Genomic DNA, 19,481 nt, shown 5'->3' with positions numbered 1-19,481 from the left:
GTACCCCCAACCACCCGGGGGGCGTTCACGCACAGGGTTTCCGTGTGCGGACCATTGCTGGCCGCATCGCCCGAAGGCTGAACGTTCGTCTGGCAACAGCAAACCCCGCCGCATAAAGCGGGCTATCTGCCGTCACGAACAGTATCGCACACAATTGAGACAAGGCTGCTGACCTTAACGATACAGCAGTAGCTCCCGGACAGACTCAGGCACGTGCGTGCCGTCTGTTCCGGGCAACCTGGCAACCTTGATGCCCGTCAAGATTGCCGCAAGCAGCCTGTCCCCCCAGCGAGTGAATCGCTGACACAGTGGTAGCAATTTGAGGGGGTCAGCAGCAACGAAACTATGATGTTGACTCTGCCTTTGGCCGCAAAGAATCTCCCGCATCCGCGGCAATCAGCCAAGGCTTTGCCCAAAAAACAAGGCGCTGCAATTTGCAGCGCCCTGACAACTTTTCAACAGCTCGTGAGCCTGCTCAGCAGAGCGAATCTCAGCCCAGTGCCTTCACGCGTGCGGACAGGCGCGAGATTTTCCGGGAAACGGTGTTTTTGTGGTACACACCTTTGGTGACGCCGCGCATCAGTTCGGGCTGAGCTGCGCGCAGAGCGGCGGTTGCAGATTCTTTGTCGCCGGAAGCAATGGCTTCTTCAACTTTACGCAGGAAGGTACGGATGCGCGAACGACGGGCTTTGTTGACGGCAAAGCGCTTCTCGTTCTGACGTGCGCGCTTCTTGGCCTGGGGCGAATTTGCCATGATGTCTGACCTTATCTTCGGGTTCTGTTTCTATCGGACGCAATGCCAGCCAAACCCGGGTCGGACCACCGGTGTGATTCTAGCCTGAGCGGGCTGCACGCGCATGTATGAGGGCGGCGTTTATCCAACTCTGTGCAGAATTGCAAGGGCACCGGACCGGAAGGCAAAACGGCGGGCCATCCAGCCCGCCGCTCTTAGGGGTTTTCCGGCGCTTACTTGTCGCGGAACTGCGCTTCGCGCTTTTCCAGGAAGGCCGCCATGCCTTCCTTCTGGTCTTCTGTCGCGAACATCGAGTGGAACACCCGGCGCTCGAACAACAGGCCTTCGCTCAGCGGCAGCTCGTAAGAGCGGTTCACCGCTTCCTTGACGGCCATCGCGGTCAGCAGAGATTTCTCCGCGATCTTCTGCGCCGCGGCAGTCGCTTCCTCGATCAGCTTCTTGGCCGGCACCACGCGCGACACCAGGCCCGCGCGTTCCGCTTCCTCGGCGTTCATGAAGCGGCCGGTCAGGTTCATGTCCATCGACTTGGACTTGCCTACGAACCGGGTCAGGCGCTGGGTGCCGCCGATGCCTGCCACAACACCCAGGTTGATCTCCGGCTGGCCGAATTTGGCGGTTTCCGCGGCGATGATGAAATCGCACAGCATCGCCAGCTCGCAACCGCCGCCCAGCGCATACCCCGCCACCGCCGCGATAATCGGCTTGCGGATGGCCGAAATGCGGTCGTTGGCATCGGCAAACAGGTTGGTGGAAAACACCTCGGTAAAGCTCATCTCCGACATCTCCTTGATGTCGGCACCGGCGGCAAAGGCCTTTTCCGAGCCGGTCAGCACGATGCAGCGCACCTTGTCGCTGGCATCAGCCTCTTCCAGAGCATCGCAAAGCTCGCCAATGAGCTCCCTGTTGAGCGCGTTCATCGCCTCCGGGCGGTTCAGTTTAATGAGGCAAACGTGGTCCTGCACATCGACGTTGATCGTCTCGTAGGCCATGATTTCTCTTTCGGTTGTTCCGTTCAGATCCGAGTCCTTACCAAAAGGGTCCATCTGATCAAGCTATCTTTGGCACTTTACACAGTAGAAGGTGGAGCGTCCCGATTGGGTGATTCTGGCAATTGATCCTGCGCAACCTTCCCGCCGGCAGGGTTCGCCCTCGCGCCCGTAGGCATCAAAACTGTGCTGAAAATATCCAAGCTCGCCAGAGGCTTGCCGAAAATCCTTGAGCGAAGAACCACCTGCTCTAATGGCGTCCTGCAGCACTTGCCGGATGATCGGCACCAGCGCCGCCACCCGATGCGCGGCAATCTGCCCGGCCTTGCGGCGTGGCGAAATTCCCGCACGGAAGAGCGCTTCGCAGACATAGATGTTACCAAGGCCCGCGATGATTCCCTGATCCAGTAATGCCGATTTCACCGGCGTGTTACGCCTTTTGAAAGCGGCAATCAGGTGATCCTCGTGGAAGTCATTGCCCAAGGGTTCCGGCCCCAGCACCGACAGCAGCTTGTGAGAATCCGCAGCCGCCGTATCCAGCAGATCCATCGCTCCGAACCGGCGCGGATCGTTGAAGGTGATACGGGCGCCATTGTCCATGTCCAGCACCACATGGTCATGTTTCTCTGCCTGCGGATGCTCATGCACGAACCGCCCCAGCGGATCCCCGGAGACCGTCATCCGCCCCGACATGCCCAGGTGGATCAGCAGAGTTTCGTCCGTATCCAGATCTGCCAGAATGTATTTCGACCGCCGCCTAAGGGCATTGACCCGCGCGCCCGTAAGCCGCTGTGCCATCGCTGGCGGAAACGGCCAGCGCAGATCCGGGCGGTTCACGGAAGCCTTCACAATGACCGCGCCCTCCATCGCAGGCGCCAAACCGCGTTTCACTGTCTCGACCTCGGGCAATTCTGGCATTACACCCCTCCTGAACCAACGGGCCGCATTGTGCCTGCCCCACAGCGCCTTATAACAAGGGCCAAACTCAGCAAACGGCAAGTGGCATGAGCAACACCAGCGACAACACCACCCATTTCGGGTTCGAAACCGTCCGCGAGGAGGAAAAGGCCGGCCGTGTGCAGGGGGTCTTCAACTCGGTCGCCTCGAAATACGACATCATGAATGATGTGATGAGCGTGGGTATCCACCGGGTCTGGAAGGACGCGATGATGGACTGGCTGGCGCCGCGCCCGGGCCAGCGGCTCTTGGATGTCGCCGGCGGCACCGGCGACATTTCGTTCCGCTTCCTGAAACGCGCGGGCCACGGCCATTCCACCGTGCTGGACCTCACCCGCCCGATGCTGGAGGAGGGCCGCAAGCGCGCTGAGGCCGCGCAGATGGTCGGCAGCCTCGACTGGGTCACAGGCGATGCGATGAAGTTGCCGTTCAAGGACAACACCTTTGACGTCTATACCATCTCCTTCGGTATCCGGAACGTGACCCGGCCGCAGGAGGCGCTGAACGAGGCCTACCGGGTGCTGCGCCCCGGCGGGCGGCTGATGGTGCTGGAGTTTTCGCAGCTGCCGAACGACGGGCTGCAAAAGCTTTATGATCTCTACTCCTTCAACGTGATCCCGCGGATGGGGCAGATGATTGCGGGCGATTACGACAGCTACCAGTATCTGGTGGAGTCGATCCGCAACTTCCCGGATCAGGAGACCTTCCTCGGCATGGTGAAACAGGCGGGCTTTGAGAACGCGAAATACCGCAACCTGTCGATGGGCATCGCCTGCCTGCATTCCGGCTGGAAGATCTGACTCATGCGCGGCCCTCATAATATCCTGCGCCTGATCCGGACAGGCGCCACTTTCGAACGCACCGGCGCCATGCATTCGGTGCTAGAGGCGTTTGAAGCGCCCAAACCCCTGCGCATCCTGGCACGCACCCTAGGCTGGCCGTTCAAGTGGCTGGGCTATAAAGGCGATCCTGCGATGCCGCCGGAAACCCGGGCGCTGAACGCGCTGGGGCCTGCATACATCAAGTTCGGACAGGTGCTTTCGACCCGCCCCGACGTGGTGGGCAAGGATCTGGCCAACCAGCTGCGCGTGCTGCAGGACAAGCTGCCGCCGTTCTCGCGCGCCCAGGCACTGGCCGAGGTGGAAAAGGAACTGGGCCGACCGGCCTCGGAGATCTTCTCCGATTTCAGTGATCCGGTCGCCGCCGCCTCCATCGCGCAGGTGCACCGGGCGACGCTGGCCGAAACCGGCGAGGATGTCGCCGTCAAGGTACTGCGCCCCGGGATCGAGCGCGCCTTCAATCGCGACGTGGACGCCTTCTACTTCGCGGCCCGCATCGTGGACCTGTTTGCCCCCAGCGCCCGCCGCCTGAAACCGATGGACGTGATTGAACATTTCGACGGCGTTGTGCAGGGTGAACTGGACCTGCGGCTGGAGAGCGCCGCAGCCTCGGAATTTGCCGCCAACACCGCCAAGGACGAGGGCTTTCAGCTGCCGGAGATCCGCTGGGCCTATTCCGCCCGCCGGGTGATGACCATGGGCTGGGCCGACGGCATCCCGCTGGGCGATAATGACGCGCTGGACGCGGCAGGCCACGACCGCAGGCTGCTGGCCAACCGGGTACTGTCGCTGTTCCTGCGCCACGCGCTGCGGGACGGCTATTTCCATGCCGACATGCATCAAGGCAATCTCAAGGTCGCCGCCAACGGTGATATAATCGCCTATGACTTCGGCATCATGGGCCATATCGACGAATACACCCGCCGGGTTTATGCGGAAATCCTCTACGGCTTCATCAAACGCGACTACAAGCGCGTGGCCGAGGTGCATTTCGAGGCAGGTTATGTGCCCGCCAACCGGGACGTGGATGAATTCGCCCGTGCCTTGCGTGCGGTGGGCGAGCCGATTTTCGGCATGGACGCCTCGCAGATTTCGATGGGCCGCCTGCTGAACTACCTGTTCGAAGTCACTGAACGCTTCGGCATGGAAACCCGCACAGAGCTGATCCTCTTGCAGCGCACTATGGTGGTGGTCGAGGGCGTTGCCCGCTCGCTGGACCCGCATATCAACATCTGGGAAGCGGCCCGGCCGGTGGTCGAGGACTACATCAAGAAATCCATCGGCCCGCGCGCCGTCGCCTCCGACCTGCTGGAGACCGCAAAGGTGATGGCCCGCTTCGGCCCGCGCCTGCCTGCGCTGGTGGAGCAGGCGCTGATTGCCCAGGCGGCGCAGAACGGTGCCCAGAACCGCAGCACCGGCAACTGGCTTGCCCCAGCCGCCCTGGGCGCTGCCGGCGGGGCTGCCTTCTTTGCGGCCGTCGCCCTGCTGATCTGAGATCCGCAACCGGCAGCGGCAGTGCGCTTCTTTCTGTTCGGGAATATCCTGGGGGGGTAATAGGCCGCAGGCCCACGGGGGCAGCCCCGTCTCCCCCGGGCGGCTGATTCTGCCGGGATACAACGGGCGGGCCGCTCGGCCCGACCCGCTCCCATGTGCGGTTTTTCGCATGCAGCGCAGCCTGAATGCAGCGGAAAAGCGCTTTCCATCACAGGTTGATTTACCTTCATTTCCAGAGTGTTGACTACAGCCCAAACCAGCAGCATGATGGCCGCAGGGTAGGACTGGCCGCTTCTTCCGAAATCGCGGTATTGCCGGGGGAAGTCTGGATCAGATCGTTCCTGAAGGAGATTCTTGCGGCCAAACGCCAGTTTCTGGTTTCACCCGCACCAACAACGGAACCGGGTCATGAGGCATCCGCGGGAAGCCCTGCATTTCAAAGATGATAAATTCATGCCTTGCATGTTGCGGGAACATCTTCGGGGGTTTGATCCCGATGTTATCCCCGCCGGAGGCAGGCGCCAAGTCACCGGTATCACCGCATGCGCGCATAACCCGTTCTGTAAAATGCCGCTCACTGTGCTCGGGCCTGGCAGGGGCTTCCATGGCAGCACGATTGTCATAGAGCCAACGTTGAAACGGTATGCCTTCAATCCGGCACGTAACGGACAGGCATCTAATTTTATTAATAAATTCCGAAGGGCAGCCTAACCCGCTCAAATTCCCCGCGCGGTGCCGAGCGGGACAGAAAATAGCTAAAAGACGTTCGGAGACACATTTACGGATGGAAGACCTCAACCAGGATATCAGTGCCGGAAAATCAGAATCTCAGCCCGAAAAGGCCGACGCGAGTGCGAAGGCCCGCAGCCAGGGTTTTCGGGTTGCAGGCATCGCGGCTTCTGCCGGAGGTCTGGAAGCGGTTTCCCTCCTAGTGCGAAACCTTCCCCGCTCCACCAATGCGATCTATGTGATCGCCCAGCACATGTCGCCGACCCATAAAAGCGTGCTGGCCTCGCTAATCGCGCAGGAAACCTCGCTGCCGGTTGTGGAACTGGGCCGTGTCACCGAACCCGAGGCCGGCACGATCTATGTCACACCGCCCGACACCGATGTGGTGTTCGAAGGCGGTCAATTGCGATTGCGCACCCCCGCGGGCCACCCGGCAACGCCGAAGCCGTCGGCCGACCGGCTGTTCAAAAGCCTCGCCGAAGAATGCGGCGAAAACTGCATCGGCATCGTGCTGTCGGGAACCGGCAGCGATGGCAGCTACGGCGTGCAGGCGATCCGCGAAGCCGGCGGCATTACCCTTGCGCAGGATCCCGGCACGGCGAAATATGACGGCATGCCAACCTCAGCGATTGAAACCGGCTGCATCGACCTGACGCTGACACCGGAACAAATTGGCGAGCACTTCGAGAAAATCCTGGCCAAGCCGCGCGACCTGGAACTGCTGCGCCCGGTCGCGGGTGAACCCAGCAAGCTGACCGAGCTGTTTGGCATCCTGCTGGCCCGTACACAGGTCGATTTTGCCAACTACAAGGAAAACACCCTGAACCGCCGCATTGCCCGGCGGATGTCGGCATTGGGAATCGACGACTACGAGAAATACGTCGACTACTGCCGGTCCAGCGTTGACGAAGTGGACGCGCTTCACCGCGACCTGCTTATTTCCGTCACCCGCTTCTTCCGCGACCCGGAACAATTCCGCAAGCTTCACGAGCAGCTGGAAAGGCAGCTGGCAGAGCGCGGACCCGGGCCGGTCCGGGTTTGGGTGGTCGGCTGCGCCACCGGCGAAGAGGCTTATTCCATTGCGATTCTGATCGCAGAGATCCTTGGCGGCATTCACGCCCTGACAAAAAGCAACGTGCAGATCTTTGCCACCGACATTGACCAGAACGCCATCGAGGTCGCGCGAAAAGGGATCTACCCGGTTTCCGCGGCGCAGGACATTCCGCTCAATTACCTGTCAGACTATTTCGTGGTCGGCGAAAGCGACATCACGGTCCGTCAGGAATTGCGCAATGTCACGCTGTTTTCTCGGCACAATGTTTTTCAGGACCCGCCCTTTATCAACGTCAACCTCGTCACGATCCGCAACGTGCTGATATACTTCAACCTTGCCTTGCAGGAGCGGGTCCTGACCAGGCTGCACTATTCCATGGCGACGGGCGGCCTGCTGTTTCTCGGCACTTCGGAGACCGTCGGCGAAATGGGTATCTACTTCGAGGCCCGCCAGGGATCCGACAAAATCTTCGGCAAGCGGCGCGGGATTTCCGGGGAATTGTCCGTCTCCTCCAGGACGCAGGGCAATGGCTATCTGCGGTCCCTCAACCTACGCAAATCTGCCGAAAGGGCGGCAGCTGAACAGGCTGCGCAGGCAGACCTGTCACTGGCCCGTGCCGTTGCCCCCAACGGCATTATCTGCACCCGCAACGGCGATATTATTGAAGTGCTGGGCGACATCAGCGTCTACAGCGAAATCCGCGCGGGCATGTCGACTTCGCTGAACGTCAAGATGCTGATCGAACCGCTGCGCACTGAGGCCTCCAGCCTGATCGCTGTCGCGCTCCGCAACGAGCAACGCCGCGACGGCCGCTGGCACAACGTCTCCCTGCCCACCGGCAACCGCGCCCAGCTGCAGGCCTTTCCGTTCCACAGCCGTAACGGCGGCGAGGTGCATTGCCTGCTGGCGATCAACACCAAATTCGACGAGCAGAAGGAATACAGCTTCGAAGAAATTTCCGACCGCGACCAGCGCGAATACGTTCAGCGGATGGAGATGGAAATCCGCTCGACCCAGGAGGCGCTGCAGCAGACCATCGAGGAACTGCAGACCGCCAACGAAGAACTGCAATCCGCAAATGAAGAACTGCAGTCCACCAATGAGGAATTCCAGGCCACCAATGAGGAGCTGGAAACCTCCAACGAGGAGCTGCAGTCCACAAACGAGGAATTGCTGACCGTCAACGAGGAGCTGCAGATCACCTCGGCAGAGCGCCAGGCGCTGTCCTCGGAGCTAGAGGCCATGCTGGACTCCTCTCCCTATGCGGTGGCGCTGGCAGACCAGGCGCTGATCATCCGCCGCGCCTCGCGCATGGCCCAGGACTTGCTGGGAATCAGTGAGCTGCCGCCCACCGGCTTGCACCTCAGCCAATGCAACCTGCCGCGCGGGTTCCCGGCTCTGGCACCGATCGCCAATGCGGTTCTGCGGCTGCAGCAGACCCGGCGCATACCGGTGCTGTCGGGCGGCCGCTACTACACGCTGGTTATGTCACCGGTGCTGGACGTGCATCACAAGCAGATCGGTATTTCGATCACCGTCACCCGCTTTGACATCGAACCCTTCTACAACGTTCTCCGGCTGGTCAGCAAAGTCGCCAGGGTGGGCTTTTGGACCCATAATCTGGATTCCGGAGAGACTTATCTGTCGCCGGAGGCCAGGGAGATTTTCGGAGTCGGGCATAGCTCCAGCGCCCGGTCTTTCGAAGATATCCTTGCCCGCGCGCACCCCGAAGACCAGCCGCTCCTAAGGTCCTCGCTCGCCAAGCTGCAGAAGGACGGCGGCTCCTTCGAATTCGAAGCGCGGTTCTTTAACGACTCGGGCGATGCCAGCTGGCTGAAGGGCAGCATGACCGTGTTTCAGGATTCTCATGGCGAAATCGCCCAATTTATCGGCGTTTGCTGGGACAAGGACGAAGTGGACGACCGGGAATTGCTGATTGACTGCGGTGCCGCGATACAAGACCGCCTTTCCATCGGCGTATTTTCCGTTGACGCTGTGAACAACGTGCCTTCCTGGAACCCGGCAATGTTCTACCTGCTCGGCTATGATCCGGAAACAACCCGGCCTTCGGCGGAGCTTTTGCTGGAGCAGATCCACCCGGACGACCGGGCCGCTGCCAGAGACGGATTGCGGGATGTGCAGGCCGAGGGCCGGCCTTTACATCACTCGTTGCGGCTGCGTGCTTTGGACGGGACCTATCTGCGCGCGCTTCTGTTTGCCCAAGCCAAACGGGAAAAGGATGGCGGGATCTCCCAAGTGTACGGCGGTTTGCAGCTGACAGCCACTGGTTCCGAACAGGCACCGGACGCTTAGACGCACGCTGTCAGCAGCCATGGAGGACCGACAGATCTCAGACCATCCGGCATTCCGGCCACACTGCACGCAACCGGGTTTTGCTGCCCGGGGGGGTGTCGTTTGCCATCCTACCGCCAGCTGTCTCGCAGGCGGCACGCGCAACTGCTGCAGAGGTGCCGCCCATGCTGCCTGAGGATGCGGACGTGAACGCTGATGTGCTCGGTAAGGCCTTTCTTGCGTTCCCCTACGGGTCGTTCATTCTGGATTGGGATGGCCGCATCCTTGTCTGCAACCGGCGGGCAGAGCGCAGTTTCTGTCCCTTTTCCCAGTCTGGGAGCGGCGACTTGACAGGCACATGCTTCAGCAAATTGACGCTGTGCGACCGGGACGATGTGATCTCCAGCCTGCGCAAGGGCGCCGCTGCCGGCTCCGTGTCCTTTCCGATGGCCGCGGGCAATCTGACCGCACCGCTGCCGGACACTGAATTCCGGATCTCGCTGCTGCGGTCGGCCACCAAGGGCGAACGGCTGATGCTGCTGACCCAGGACCAGCTGCGGCTGACGGCGGACAGGCTGCGGCAGATGAACGAGATGCGCGGCAAGCTGCGCGGTGAATTGTCCACCGCCAAGGATGCCAACGCAAAGCTGCAGGAAACCCTTCTGTCGATGGAGGCCTTTGCCCATGCCGCCGCGCATGATCTGCGCACGCCGATCAACACCATGACCGGATCCCTGCAATTCTTCTCCGAGCATTACAGCGCCGCGCTGCCGCAGACCGCCAGGGAATTCCTGCAGCACATGGCCCGGGCCGCGCGGCAGATGGACCAGCTGACGACGGAGCTTCTGGAGCATTCGGTATCAACCGCCTCCGGCACCAGCTTTCAGGAAGTTGTCATGGCAGATGCGGTTTCAGAAGCCTGCGATAGCCTGCACCAGGCGCTGCAGGAGTGCGGCGCCAAGACCCGCGTCTACGGCACGGGCATCACGCTGCAGGCGGACCCGACCTTGCTGCATCTGGTGCTGACCAACTTCCTGTCCAACGCGATCAAGTACCGGGATCCGGCCCGCCCGCTGGAAATCACCATCAGCATGGAAGGCACCGGACGGGAGCAATGGGTGCTGTCTGTTGCCGACAACGGCATGGGGTTTGATCCGCGGGAGAAGCACCGGATTCTCCAGCCATTCCACCGGGCGCACCGCGAAATCGAAGGCAGCGGCATCGGGCTGTCGACTTGCGCCGAAATTTGCCGCCGCCACTCGTGGAAGCTCACTGCCGATGCCGAACCCGGCAAGGGTGCAATTTTCAAGATTTCCTGCGGCTAAGGCCGGCAGCGCGACCGCCAGACCAAGCAGACCGGACCATCCGGAAGGGCCCCCAAAGACCCGCCTCGCCGCCCTTGTCAGCTTGCCGCCATGGCGGGAACCCGCCCGGTCACATGGTCGACCATGCTGAGGAGATCGGACAGATTGACCGGTTTTCGCAGCACCCAGCGGATATTGCGGCTGAGGTTGAACAATTCGCCGCCCGAAAACAGGCGGCTGCCGGTGATGCAGACCACTGGAATATCCGGGCGCAGCAGGGCGGCATAATCTGCCACCGGCAGCGACATCTCCTCCCCGATCTTCAGGTCCAGCACCAGCACGTCCAGGGGCAATTCGGTCAACGCAGAGATGGCGTCGCTGCAGCTGGTGACGGCGGTAACATCATATCCCGCTTCCTGCAGCGCCATGTTGAAGGTGAAGCGGACGCCGGCGTCATCCTCCAGAAGCAAAACTTTGGCTGTCACTTAGATACCCTGTACCGGCGTGGCTGGTGCCGGGATCACGCGATCTTAGCGCATTCACGGCTGTTCTTTTGCCCCTGACAGGTAAATCGCGAAGCGTAGTCTCGAAACCACCGTGAACCGTCATGCGTTCATAAGGGATACTTGTTTCTACTTAAAATTGCATTACCTGTATATCTCAATCACATAATTTCTTCGTAAAAGCCGTACAGCCCGGCAAGGCGCAGCTTTGAAACCGCCCCTTGCCGCGCGTGCCGTCAAAGCCGCTCGATCGCCAGCGCGATACCTTGACCACCGCCGATGCACATCGTGATCAGCCCCTTGGAACCGCCGGTCCGCTCCAGTTCATAAAGCGTTTTCAGGGTGATAATGGCACCTGTGGCCCCCACCGGATGCCCCAGTGCAATGGCGCCGCCGTTGGGGTTCACCTTGGCCGGGTCCAGCCCCAGTTCTTTGTTCACTGCCAGCGCCTGCGCGGCAAAGGCTTCGTTGGACTCGATCACGTCGAAGTCGCCAGCCGACAGGCCGGTTTTTTCCAATAGGTTGCGTACCGCGGGCACCGGACCGATCCCCATCACCTCGGGGCGCACGCCGGCATGGGCGTACCCCAGAATCCGCGCCTTGGGCTTCAGCCCCGCCTTCTCTGCCGCCGCAGCCGTGGCCAGCACCATGGCCGCCGCACCGTCGTTGATTCCGCTGGCATTTCCCGCGGTTACGCGGCCGTCCTTCTGGAACACCGCCCTCAGCCCGGCCAGCGCTTCCGGCGTGGTGGCCTTGGGGTGTTCGTCCACCTCGAACGGCACCAGGTCGCGTTTCACCTTCACCTCCACGGGGGTGATCTGCGACTTGAAGTGCCCGGCCTCGATCGCTGCCGCCGTGCGGGTCTGGCTGGTAAGTGCGAACTCATCCATCTGTTCGCGGGTGATTTCATGCTCATCCGCCACATTCTCTGCCGTCACCCCCATATGGCCGGTGCCGAAGGGACAGTTCAGCGCGCCCAGCATCATGTCGAGCGACTTCACGTCGCCCATCTTCGCGCCCCAGCGGCTTTGCTGGATGATGTAGGGGCTGCGCGACATGTTTTCGGCGCCGCCGGCCAGCGCGAACTCGGCGTCGCCCATGGCAAGCGATTGATAAGCAGAGATAATTGCTTGCACGCCGGAGCCGCAAAGGCGGTTGACGTTCATCGCCGGAACCGCATCCGGCACTCCGGCCTGCATTGCGGCAACCCGGCTCAGGTACATGTCGCGCGGCTCTGTGTTGATGATATGGCCAAACACCACATGGCCGATCTGGCCGCCTTCGACGCCGGAGCGTTCCAGCGCGGCCTTGGAGACCGTGGTGGCCAGGTCGATCGGCGCAGTGCCCGCCAGCGCGCCGCCAAAAGTGCCGATGGCGGTGCGGGCGCCATCCAGGATCACGATGTCATTCATAGTCTCTCTCCTCGTCAGATTTCCCCCATCATGCACCCGCAGCATTGATCTGTCTGCTGATACGTGCCGTCATCAAAACGCGGCGTCGCCTGGCTGTCACCCCCCGTGCACCGGCTGTACACCACCTGTGCACCGCCGCAGCGCGGCATCGCCGTCTGCGGGAACATTTGACGAATCAGCCGCTTCGGCGCAGAGAATCCGTCATGACGGAAAACACAGACGATATCCTGACCCTGCTGCCCGCCCGCCTGAAGGAGGCCCGCCGCGCCCAAGGCCTGAGCCTCGAGGCAGTGGCGAATCTCTCCGGCGTCAGCCGCTCGATGGTGAGCCAGATCGAGCGCGGCGAAAGCTCCCCCACCATTGCGACGCTGTGGAACCTGACCCGCGCACTGCAGGTGGACTTTGCCGGGCTGCTGGAAGCGGCCGATATGCAGGACCGGATCGAAGTGCTGCGCGCCGCCGACGTGCCCAAGATCGAGAACATGGGCCAGGGCTGCCGCATCCGCATCCTGTCGCCGCCGGAAGAGGCCGGCGGGCATGAGGTTTATGACATCCGGTTCGACCAGGGCGGCGCGCTGGTCAGCCAGCCGCACACCCGCGGCGCGGTGGAGCAGCTGACGGTGCTGGAGGGGGAGATCGCGGTGAGTTCCGGTAATGCCAAGGACCAGCTGCGGGCCGGCGATACTGCCCGCTATGCCGCTGATGTCGCGCATTCCATCACCGCTCCCGAGGGGCCCGCGCGGGTGTTTCTGATTGTAAAGAATGCCTGACGCTGGTGAGTGCGTTCAGGCGAAACCTGCGAGAGTCGTTGCGGGAAAACGTGGAAGCGGTTTGACAGCCTGCATCGGCAGGAAAGCCCCTTATCGGATTTTATGCGAACAAAGCCCTTGAACGACTCGGGACAACGGCCCATATGTGGTCCGCTTACGTTATTCTTGTCGATCCACTGTCTCCCGCTCTGCGGCGTTTTCAGTCTCTCGATCCAGACCGACTACGCCAGGCTGCCGCACTTCCGCGGGCAGCAATCATCAGGAGACTACGGATATGGCCACTGGCACCGTAAAATGGTTCAACACCACCAAAGGCTTCGGCTTCATCGCACCCGACGGCGGCAGCAAAGATGTGTTCGTGCACATTTCCGCTGTTGAGCGTTCCGGCCTGACCGGCCTGGCGGACAACCAGAAAGTCACCTTCGACATCGAAGCAGGCCGTGACGGCCGCGAGTCGGCGGTGAACCTGCAGCTGGCATAAGCCACGCAGTATTGCAGATCGGAAGCGCGGTCCCTGAAAGGGGGCCGCGTTTTCTTTTGGCCCGGTTTTCTTTTGGCCTGTCAGCCCTTGTTCTTCTCGTCCCAGAGCTTGGGCTCCCACAGCTCCACCTTGTTGCCCTCGGGGTCCAGGATCCAAGCAAAGCGGCCGTTTTCATGGGAGTCCGGGCCTTGTTGGATGGGGATGCCTGCCTTGGTCAGCTGTTCGATCATGCCGTCCATGTCGTCGACCCGGTAGTTGATCATGAAGGTGGCGGTGCTGGGCGCGAACCAGGTCCCGTCCGGATCGGCGGTGCCCCAGACGGTGAGGCCGCCGTCCTCTGCCGTGTCGTCCTGCCAGTTGAGGATGGCGCCGCCGAACTCCGTCAGCTCCAGCCCCAGGTGCTCGCTGTACCACGCCGCCAGCGCCTTGGCGTCGCCGCGCGCCTTGATGAATACACCGCCAATTCCTGTCACCCGTGCCATGTCTGCAATCCTCCCTAATTCGGGGGCAGATAGTCCGGTTTGGCGGAATTTCACCGGCCGTGTCCAGTTTCACGGATTTTTTTCCGCGATCCTGAAATCCTGTATTCCGGAAACGCATCCGCTATGCTAGACGTGCGACTCGAGACACCAAGGGAGTTTGCGCATGTCCACTGCTTTTCTGACCGACATCTCCGACACGCTGGCCCAGATCGAGGCCGAGGGGCTGTACAAGCGCGAGCGAATGATCACCTCCCCGCAGGGGGGCGAGATCACGGTTGGCGGGCGTCAGGTGATCAACCTGTGCGCCAACAACTATCTGGGCTTGGCCGACCACCCCGCCCTGATCAAAGCCGCCAAGGACGCGATGGAGCCGAAAGGCTTCGGCATGGCCTCTGTCCGGTTCATCTGCGGCACCCAGGATATCCACCGGGAGCTGGAGCAGCGGCTGGCGAAGTTCCTGGGCAAGGATGACGCGATCCTGTTTGCAGCCTGTTTCGACGCCAATGGCGGACTGTTCGAGCCATTGTTGGGGCCGGAGGATGCGATCATCTCGGACTCGCTGAACCATGCGTCGATCATCGACGGCATCCGGCTGTGCAAGGCCAAGCGCTACCGTTACCTGAACAGCGATATGAACGACCTGGAGGCCTGGCTGAAGCAGGCCCGCGAGGACGGCGCGCGGCATATCATGATTGCCACCGACGGCGTGTTCTCGATGGACGGCTATCTGGCCAAGCTGCCGGAGATCCGGGCGCTGGCGGACAAATACGATGCCATCGTGATGGTGGACGACTGCCACGCCACCGGCTTCATGGGCAAGACCGGCGCCGGCACGCCGGAGCATTTCGGAGTGGACGCGGACATCCTGACGGGAACCTTGGGCAAAGCACTTGGGGGGGCCATCGGCGGTTATATCGCCGGGCCGCAGCCAGTGATCGACCTGCTGCGGCAGCGGGCGCGGCCCTATCTGTTCTCCAATTCGCTGCCGCCATCGATTGTTGCTGCCGGGCTGGAGGCGATCCAGCTGGTGGAAGAAGGGGACGACCTGCGGGCGCGGCTGTTCGAGAACGCGAAATACTGGCGCGCGGGGCTGGAAAAACTGGGCTTTGACCTGCTGCCGGGTGAGCATCCGATTATCCCGGTGATGCTGGGCGAGGCGCATCTGGCGCAGGATATGGCGGCAAGGCTGTTTGACGAAGGCGTCTATGTCTCCGGCTTCTTCTTCCCGGTGGTGCCGCGCGGGCAGGCCCGTATCCGCACCCAGATGAACGCGGCGCTGACGCGGGAGGAACTGGACCGGGCGCTGGCGGCGTTCGGCAAGGTGGGCAAGGAACTGGGGATTGTGTCATGAGCCGTCCGAACACGATGAAGGCGCTGGAAAAGAGCCGCCCGGAGGAAGGCCTGTGGATGGTACAGGCGCCGGTGCCGGAGATTGGCCCGGACGAGGTGCTGATCAAGGTGAAGAAGACCGGCATCTGCGGCACCGACATCCACATCTGGAACTGGGACGACTGGGCCGCGCACACCGTGCCGGTGCCGATGATCACCGGCCATGAGTTCGCGGGCGAGATCGTCGAGATCGGCCGCAATGTCACCGATCTGGCGGTGGGGCAGCGCTGCTCCGGCGAGGGGCATCTGATCAAGACGGACTCGCGCCAGAGCCGCGCCGGCAAGTTTCACCTGGACCCCGGCACCCGCGGCATCGGGGTGAATGAGCAGGGGGCATTCGCCGAGTACCTGAAGCTGCCGGCCTTTAACGTGGTGCCGCTGCCGGATGACATTCCGGACGAGATCGGCGCGATCCTGGACCCCCTGGGCAATGCGGTGCACACGGCGTTGAGCTTTGATCTTTTGGGTGAGGATGTCCTGATCACCGGAGCAGGCCCCATTGGCATCATGGCAGCGGCAGTGGCGAAACACGCCGGGGCGCGGCATGTGGTGATTACCGACATCAACCCGGACCGTTTGAAGCTGGCTGCGCATGTGGTGCCGGCGGTGCGCACGGTGGATGTGTCTAAAGAAGAGCTGCAGGACGTGATCCGGGAGTTGGGCATGAAGCAGGGGTTTGACGTCGGGCTGGAGATGTCCGGTTCGCAGGCCGCACTGGATCAGATGGTGGAGGCGCTGGTGATGGGCGGCAAGATTGCGCTCCTGGGCATTCCGCCGGGCAAGTCGCCGGTCGACTGGTCGCGGATCGTGTTTAAGGCGATCACCCTCAAAGGGGTCTACGGGCGCGAGATGTTCGAGACCTGGTACAAGATGATTGCCATGCTGCAGAACGGGCTGGATGTAAGCCGGGTGATCACCCACCGGTTCGGGGTGGATGATTTCGCCGAAGGCTTTGCGGCGATGAAATCCGGCTCCAGCGGCAAGGTGGTGCTGGACTGGACATGATAACGGGCTGAGGGGGCTTTGCCCCCTCGCGCCTTGCGGCGCTCACTCCCAGAGTACTTCTGGGAAGATGAAAGCGGATCAGGGTTTCAACGGCACTCTGCCCGCTTCCGTCAGCAGCCAGCAGTCGCGGCCTTCGAACACCGCGGCGCTGAGCGGGCGGCTGTAGCCGGCGCCGCTGTCGAGGTTCACCCGGTTCCCCCGGTGCTCCGCCCGCCTGCCCGGGGTGTGGCCGTGCACCACCAGCCAGGGGTGGGCGCGTTCGTCGTTGAGGAACTCTTGGCGGATCCAGATCAGATCGTCCTCGCTTTGCTGCGCCAGCGGCAGGCCGGGGCGGATGCCCGCATGGGCAAAGAGCAATTCACCCTCCTGGTGGCAGGGTTTGAGGCCGGCCAGGAAATCCAGATGCGCCTGCGGCACCGCGGCGCGGGCGCGGGCATGGGTCTGGTAGATGCGGTCGCCGTCTTCCACCTCCACCCCGTAGGACTGCAGGGTCTCAAGCCCGCCGATCCGCTCATGCAGCCAGTGATAGCCGACCAGCAGGCGGGCGTCGTTGCGCGGGTACTCCTCCAGAAACATCGAGAACATCCGGTCGTGGTTGCCCTTGAGACAAATCCAGTTGCGCCCCTCGGCCTGCCCCCCGGCGAGCCGTTCAAGCACACCGCAGCTGTCCGGGCCGCGGTCAGTGTAATCGCCGAGGAAGATGATGCGGGCGCCCTCGCCGCCGTCGGCCTCGATCAGGGCCAGCGCCTGGTCGAGCATCTCCAGTTGGCCGTGGATGTCTCCTATGGCGTAGAGGGGGGCGGTCATGGCGGCTCCTTTGTGCGGATCTGCCGGAGTGATGGCGCATTGCGCCGGCCGGCTCAACCCCGGGAATGCGGGAGCGCGGCTGGCAATCCGGACAGAGCGCGCCACGTTACTAGCAACGGCGGCTTGCCATCAATCTGAACAGGGAGGGTTGGAGATGGAGGGAATTGCGCGGTGGTTTATGCTGGCCGCGGTTGTGTCGGCGCTTGGCGGCATGGTCTGGGGCATACAGATGTCGGCGAGCCAGGACCATCTGCTGTCGCCGGCCCATGGGCATCTGAACCTGCTGGGCTGGGTCAGCTGTTCGATCTATGCGTTTTATTACCACCTGCTGCCGGCCGCCGCCGGGGGCGTGCTGCCGCGTCTGCATCTGGGCGCGGCGCTGCTGGCGCTGGCGCTGCTGGTGCCGGGCATTCCGCTGGCTATCCAGGAGCGCGGCGAGGGGCTGGCGCAGGCGGGGTCAGTGGCGGCGCTGCTGTCGATGCTGATCTTTGCCGCAGTTGTGCTGCGGCACCGGCCGGAAAAGGCGGTGTTTGCGCGCCAGAAGGGGCATTGAAAAAGCCCCCGCGGCGGTGGCGGGGGCTTTGGCAGTCTTGCGCAGGTCCGTTTAAACGACGTCGAACTCCAGCGGCTTGATCTGGTTGAACAGGCCGGTTTCCGCAAGCTTGGCGCGGATCTCAGCCGGGACGGGCTCATCCACGTAAAGCAGCGCGATGGCCTCGCCGCCGGCCTCGGAGCGGCCCAGGGTGAAGTTGGCGATGTTGACGCCGTTGTCGCCCAGGGTGTGGCCCAGGGTGCCGATGATGCCCGGCACGTCCTCGTTGGTGGTGTAAAGCATATGCGCGCCCACATCCGCCTCGATGTTGATGCCCTTGATCTGGATGAACCGCGGCTTGCCGTCGGAGAACACGGTGCCCGCCACCGAGCGCTCGCGCTTGGAGGTGACGGCAGTCACCTTGATATAGCCATCGAAGGCGCCGGATTTGTCCTGGTTGGTGGTGGAGATCTGGATGCCGCGCTCCTTGGCGACCACCGGGGCGGAGACCAGGTTCACCTCGGGGTTGGAACGCTTCATGATGCCGGCGATCACCGCGCAGTTCAGCGCGTCCAGGTTCATGCCGGCCGCCGCGCCATCATAGAGGATGTTGATCGCCTTGATCGGCTCATCGGTCATCTGGCCGACGAAGCTGCCGAGGTGGTCGGCAAGCTTGATCCAGGGGCCCATGACCTTGGCTTCCTCAGCCGTCACCGACGGCATGTTGAGCGCGTTTTCAACCGCACCGGTCAGCAGGTAGTTGGACATCTGCTCTGCCACTTGCAAGGCGACGTTTTCCTGCGCTTCGGTGGTGGCGGCGCCCAGGTGCGGGGTGCAGACCACGTTGGGCAGGCCAAACAGGGCGTTTTCCTTGGCCGGCTCCTCAGAGAACACGTCGAAGGCAGCGCCTGCCACATGGCCGGAGGTCAGCAGCTCCGCCAGCGCGGCCTCATCCACCAGGCCGCCGCGGGCGCAGTTGATGATACGCACGCCCTTCTTGGTCTTCTCCAGGTTTTCCTTGGACAGGATGTTGCGGGTCTGGTCGGTCAGCGGCACATGCAGGGTGATGAAGTCGGCGCGCGCCAGCAGCTCGTCCAGCTCCACCTTTTCGACACCCATCTTGTCGGCCTTCTCCTGGCTCAGATAGGGATCATAGGCGACCACTTTCATCTTGAGGCCGCGGGCGCGGTCGCAGACGATGCCGCCGATGTTGCCGGCGCCGATCACGCCCAGGGTCTTGGCGGTCAGCTCCACGCCCATGAACTTGGATTTTTCCCACTTGCCGGCATGGGTGGAGGCAGAGGCCTCGGGCAGCTGGCGGGCGACTGCGAACATCATGGCGATGGCATGTTCGGCGGTGGTGATCATGTTGCCGAAGGGCGTGTTCATCACAATGACGCCGCGCTTGGAGGCGGCTTCCTTGTCGATGTTGTCGGTGCCGATGCCGGCGCGGCCGATCACCTTGAGGTTATCGGCGTTCTCCAGGATCTTTTCCGTCACCTTGGTGGCGGAGCGGATGGCGAGGCCGTCATACTGGCCGATGATTTCCGCCAGTTTTTCCTTGTCCTTGCCCACGTCGGGCAGGAAGTCGACGTCGATGCCGCGGTCGCGGAAGATCTGGACGGCGGCCTCAGACAGCTTGTCGGAGATGAGAACTTTGGGAGCCATGATTGCGGTCCTTGTTGCGGGGG

Annotated in this window: 17 protein-coding genes; 9 read left to right on the top strand and 8 right to left on the bottom strand. The window is 62.4% G+C overall.

All coding sequences use genetic code 11. The annotated features are described in order from the left end of the window. Positions 1–490 precede the first annotated feature (490 nt). The 3 genes from rpsT to mutM all read right to left on the bottom strand — a co-directional run bounded on the left by rpsT (position 491) and on the right by mutM (position 2,658). A complete protein-coding gene (gene rpsT, locus PHA8399_RS18330; RefSeq protein WP_058287543.1) occupies positions 491–754 on the bottom strand; it encodes a 30S ribosomal protein S20 in 264 nt (87 codons plus the stop codon). Positions 755–966: 212 nt separating this feature from the next. Continuing rightward, positions 967–1,743: an acryloyl-CoA hydratase gene (acuK, locus tag PHA8399_RS18325; protein WP_027245077.1), complete on the bottom strand. Its 777-nt coding sequence runs from the start codon at positions 1,741–1,743 to the stop codon at positions 967–969. Between the two features lie 63 nt (positions 1,744–1,806). Further along, positions 1,807–2,658: a bifunctional DNA-formamidopyrimidine glycosylase/DNA-(apurinic or apyrimidinic site) lyase gene (mutM, locus tag PHA8399_RS18320; RefSeq protein WP_058287542.1), complete on the bottom strand. Its 852-nt coding sequence runs from the start codon at positions 2,656–2,658 to the stop codon at positions 1,807–1,809. Positions 2,659–2,744: 86 nt separating this feature from the next. Between mutM and ubiE the strand changes: the two genes are divergently transcribed. The 4 genes from ubiE (at position 2,745) to PHA8399_RS18300 (ending at position 10,430) form a co-directional block, all read left to right on the top strand. Then, complete coding sequence (gene ubiE / locus PHA8399_RS18315) at positions 2,745–3,497, top strand: bifunctional demethylmenaquinone methyltransferase/2-methoxy-6-polyprenyl-1,4-benzoquinol methylase UbiE (protein ID WP_058287541.1); 753 nt, start codon at positions 2,745–2,747, stop codon at positions 3,495–3,497. Positions 3,498–3,500: 3 nt separating this feature from the next. Next, complete coding sequence (ubiB, locus tag PHA8399_RS18310; RefSeq protein ID WP_058287540.1) at positions 3,501–5,030, top strand: 2-polyprenylphenol 6-hydroxylase; 1,530 nt, start codon at positions 3,501–3,503, stop codon at positions 5,028–5,030. Positions 5,031–5,814: 784 nt separating this feature from the next. Beyond that, entirely contained in the window at positions 5,815–9,126 is a 3,312-nt protein-coding gene (locus PHA8399_RS18305) for a chemotaxis protein CheB (protein ID WP_058287539.1), read from the top strand. A 326-nt stretch (positions 9,127–9,452) separates the two neighbouring features. After that, positions 9,453–10,430: a sensor histidine kinase gene (locus tag PHA8399_RS18300; protein ID WP_244270252.1), complete on the top strand. Its 978-nt coding sequence runs from the start codon at positions 9,453–9,455 to the stop codon at positions 10,428–10,430. Positions 10,431–10,507: 77 nt separating this feature from the next. Here PHA8399_RS18300 and PHA8399_RS18295 read toward each other — a convergent pair whose 3' ends face one another. Further along, entirely contained in the window at positions 10,508–10,894 is a 387-nt protein-coding gene (locus PHA8399_RS18295) for a response regulator (protein ID WP_058287537.1), read from the bottom strand. Positions 10,895–11,148: 254 nt separating this feature from the next. Continuing rightward, complete coding sequence (locus tag PHA8399_RS18290) at positions 11,149–12,324, bottom strand: acetyl-CoA C-acyltransferase family protein (protein ID WP_058287536.1); 1,176 nt, start codon at positions 12,322–12,324, stop codon at positions 11,149–11,151. 203 nt (positions 12,325–12,527) lie between these two features. Here PHA8399_RS18290 and PHA8399_RS18285 point away from each other — a divergent pair, with 203 nt between their 5' ends. Next, positions 12,528–13,094, top strand: coding sequence for a helix-turn-helix domain-containing protein (locus tag PHA8399_RS18285; protein WP_058287535.1), 567 nt, complete (start codon positions 12,528–12,530; stop codon positions 13,092–13,094). A 274-nt stretch (positions 13,095–13,368) separates the two neighbouring features. Continuing rightward, positions 13,369–13,575 carry a cold-shock protein gene (locus tag PHA8399_RS18280; RefSeq protein WP_008554505.1) on the top strand — a complete coding sequence of 69 codons (207 nt, stop codon included), beginning with the start codon at positions 13,369–13,371 and terminating at the stop codon, positions 13,573–13,575. Positions 13,576–13,655: 80 nt separating this feature from the next. On the opposite strand, the gene PHA8399_RS18275 is transcribed toward PHA8399_RS18280, so the two are convergent. Further along, the gene (locus PHA8399_RS18275) at positions 13,656–14,057 is read right to left on the bottom strand and encodes a VOC family protein (protein ID WP_058287534.1); all 402 of its coding nucleotides are present in this window, start codon (positions 14,055–14,057) and stop codon (positions 13,656–13,658) included. A gap of 163 nt (positions 14,058–14,220) precedes the next feature. On the opposite strand from PHA8399_RS18275, the gene PHA8399_RS18270 reads away from it, so the two are divergent. After that, the gene (locus tag PHA8399_RS18270) at positions 14,221–15,408 is read left to right on the top strand and encodes a glycine C-acetyltransferase (protein WP_058287533.1); all 1,188 of its coding nucleotides are present in this window, start codon (positions 14,221–14,223) and stop codon (positions 15,406–15,408) included. Between the two features lie 14 nt (positions 15,409–15,422). Beyond that, positions 15,423–16,451, top strand: a complete 1,029-nt coding sequence (tdh, locus tag PHA8399_RS18265; protein WP_058287532.1) for an L-threonine 3-dehydrogenase — start codon at positions 15,423–15,425, stop codon at positions 16,449–16,451. A 78-nt stretch (positions 16,452–16,529) separates the two neighbouring features. On the opposite strand, the gene PHA8399_RS18260 is transcribed toward tdh, so the two are convergent. Then, positions 16,530–17,258: a metallophosphoesterase family protein gene (locus tag PHA8399_RS18260; protein WP_058287531.1), complete on the bottom strand. Its 729-nt coding sequence runs from the start codon at positions 17,256–17,258 to the stop codon at positions 16,530–16,532. Between the two features lie 154 nt (positions 17,259–17,412). Here PHA8399_RS18260 and PHA8399_RS18255 point away from each other — a divergent pair, with 154 nt between their 5' ends. Further along, positions 17,413–17,811: a hypothetical protein gene (locus tag PHA8399_RS18255; RefSeq protein WP_058287530.1), complete on the top strand. Its 399-nt coding sequence runs from the start codon at positions 17,413–17,415 to the stop codon at positions 17,809–17,811. Between the two features lie 51 nt (positions 17,812–17,862). Here PHA8399_RS18255 and serA read toward each other — a convergent pair whose 3' ends face one another. After that, positions 17,863–19,458: a phosphoglycerate dehydrogenase gene (gene serA, locus PHA8399_RS18250; protein ID WP_058287529.1), complete on the bottom strand. Its 1,596-nt coding sequence runs from the start codon at positions 19,456–19,458 to the stop codon at positions 17,863–17,865. Positions 19,459–19,481: the final 23 nt, after the last annotated feature.

The organism is Leisingera aquaemixtae, from assembly GCF_001458395.1.
Classification (GTDB): Bacteria; Pseudomonadota; Alphaproteobacteria; order Rhodobacterales; family Rhodobacteraceae; genus Leisingera; species Leisingera aquaemixtae.
Note: the sequence above shows the minus strand (reverse complement) of the source record. Positions and strands in the feature narration are given on the sequence as shown.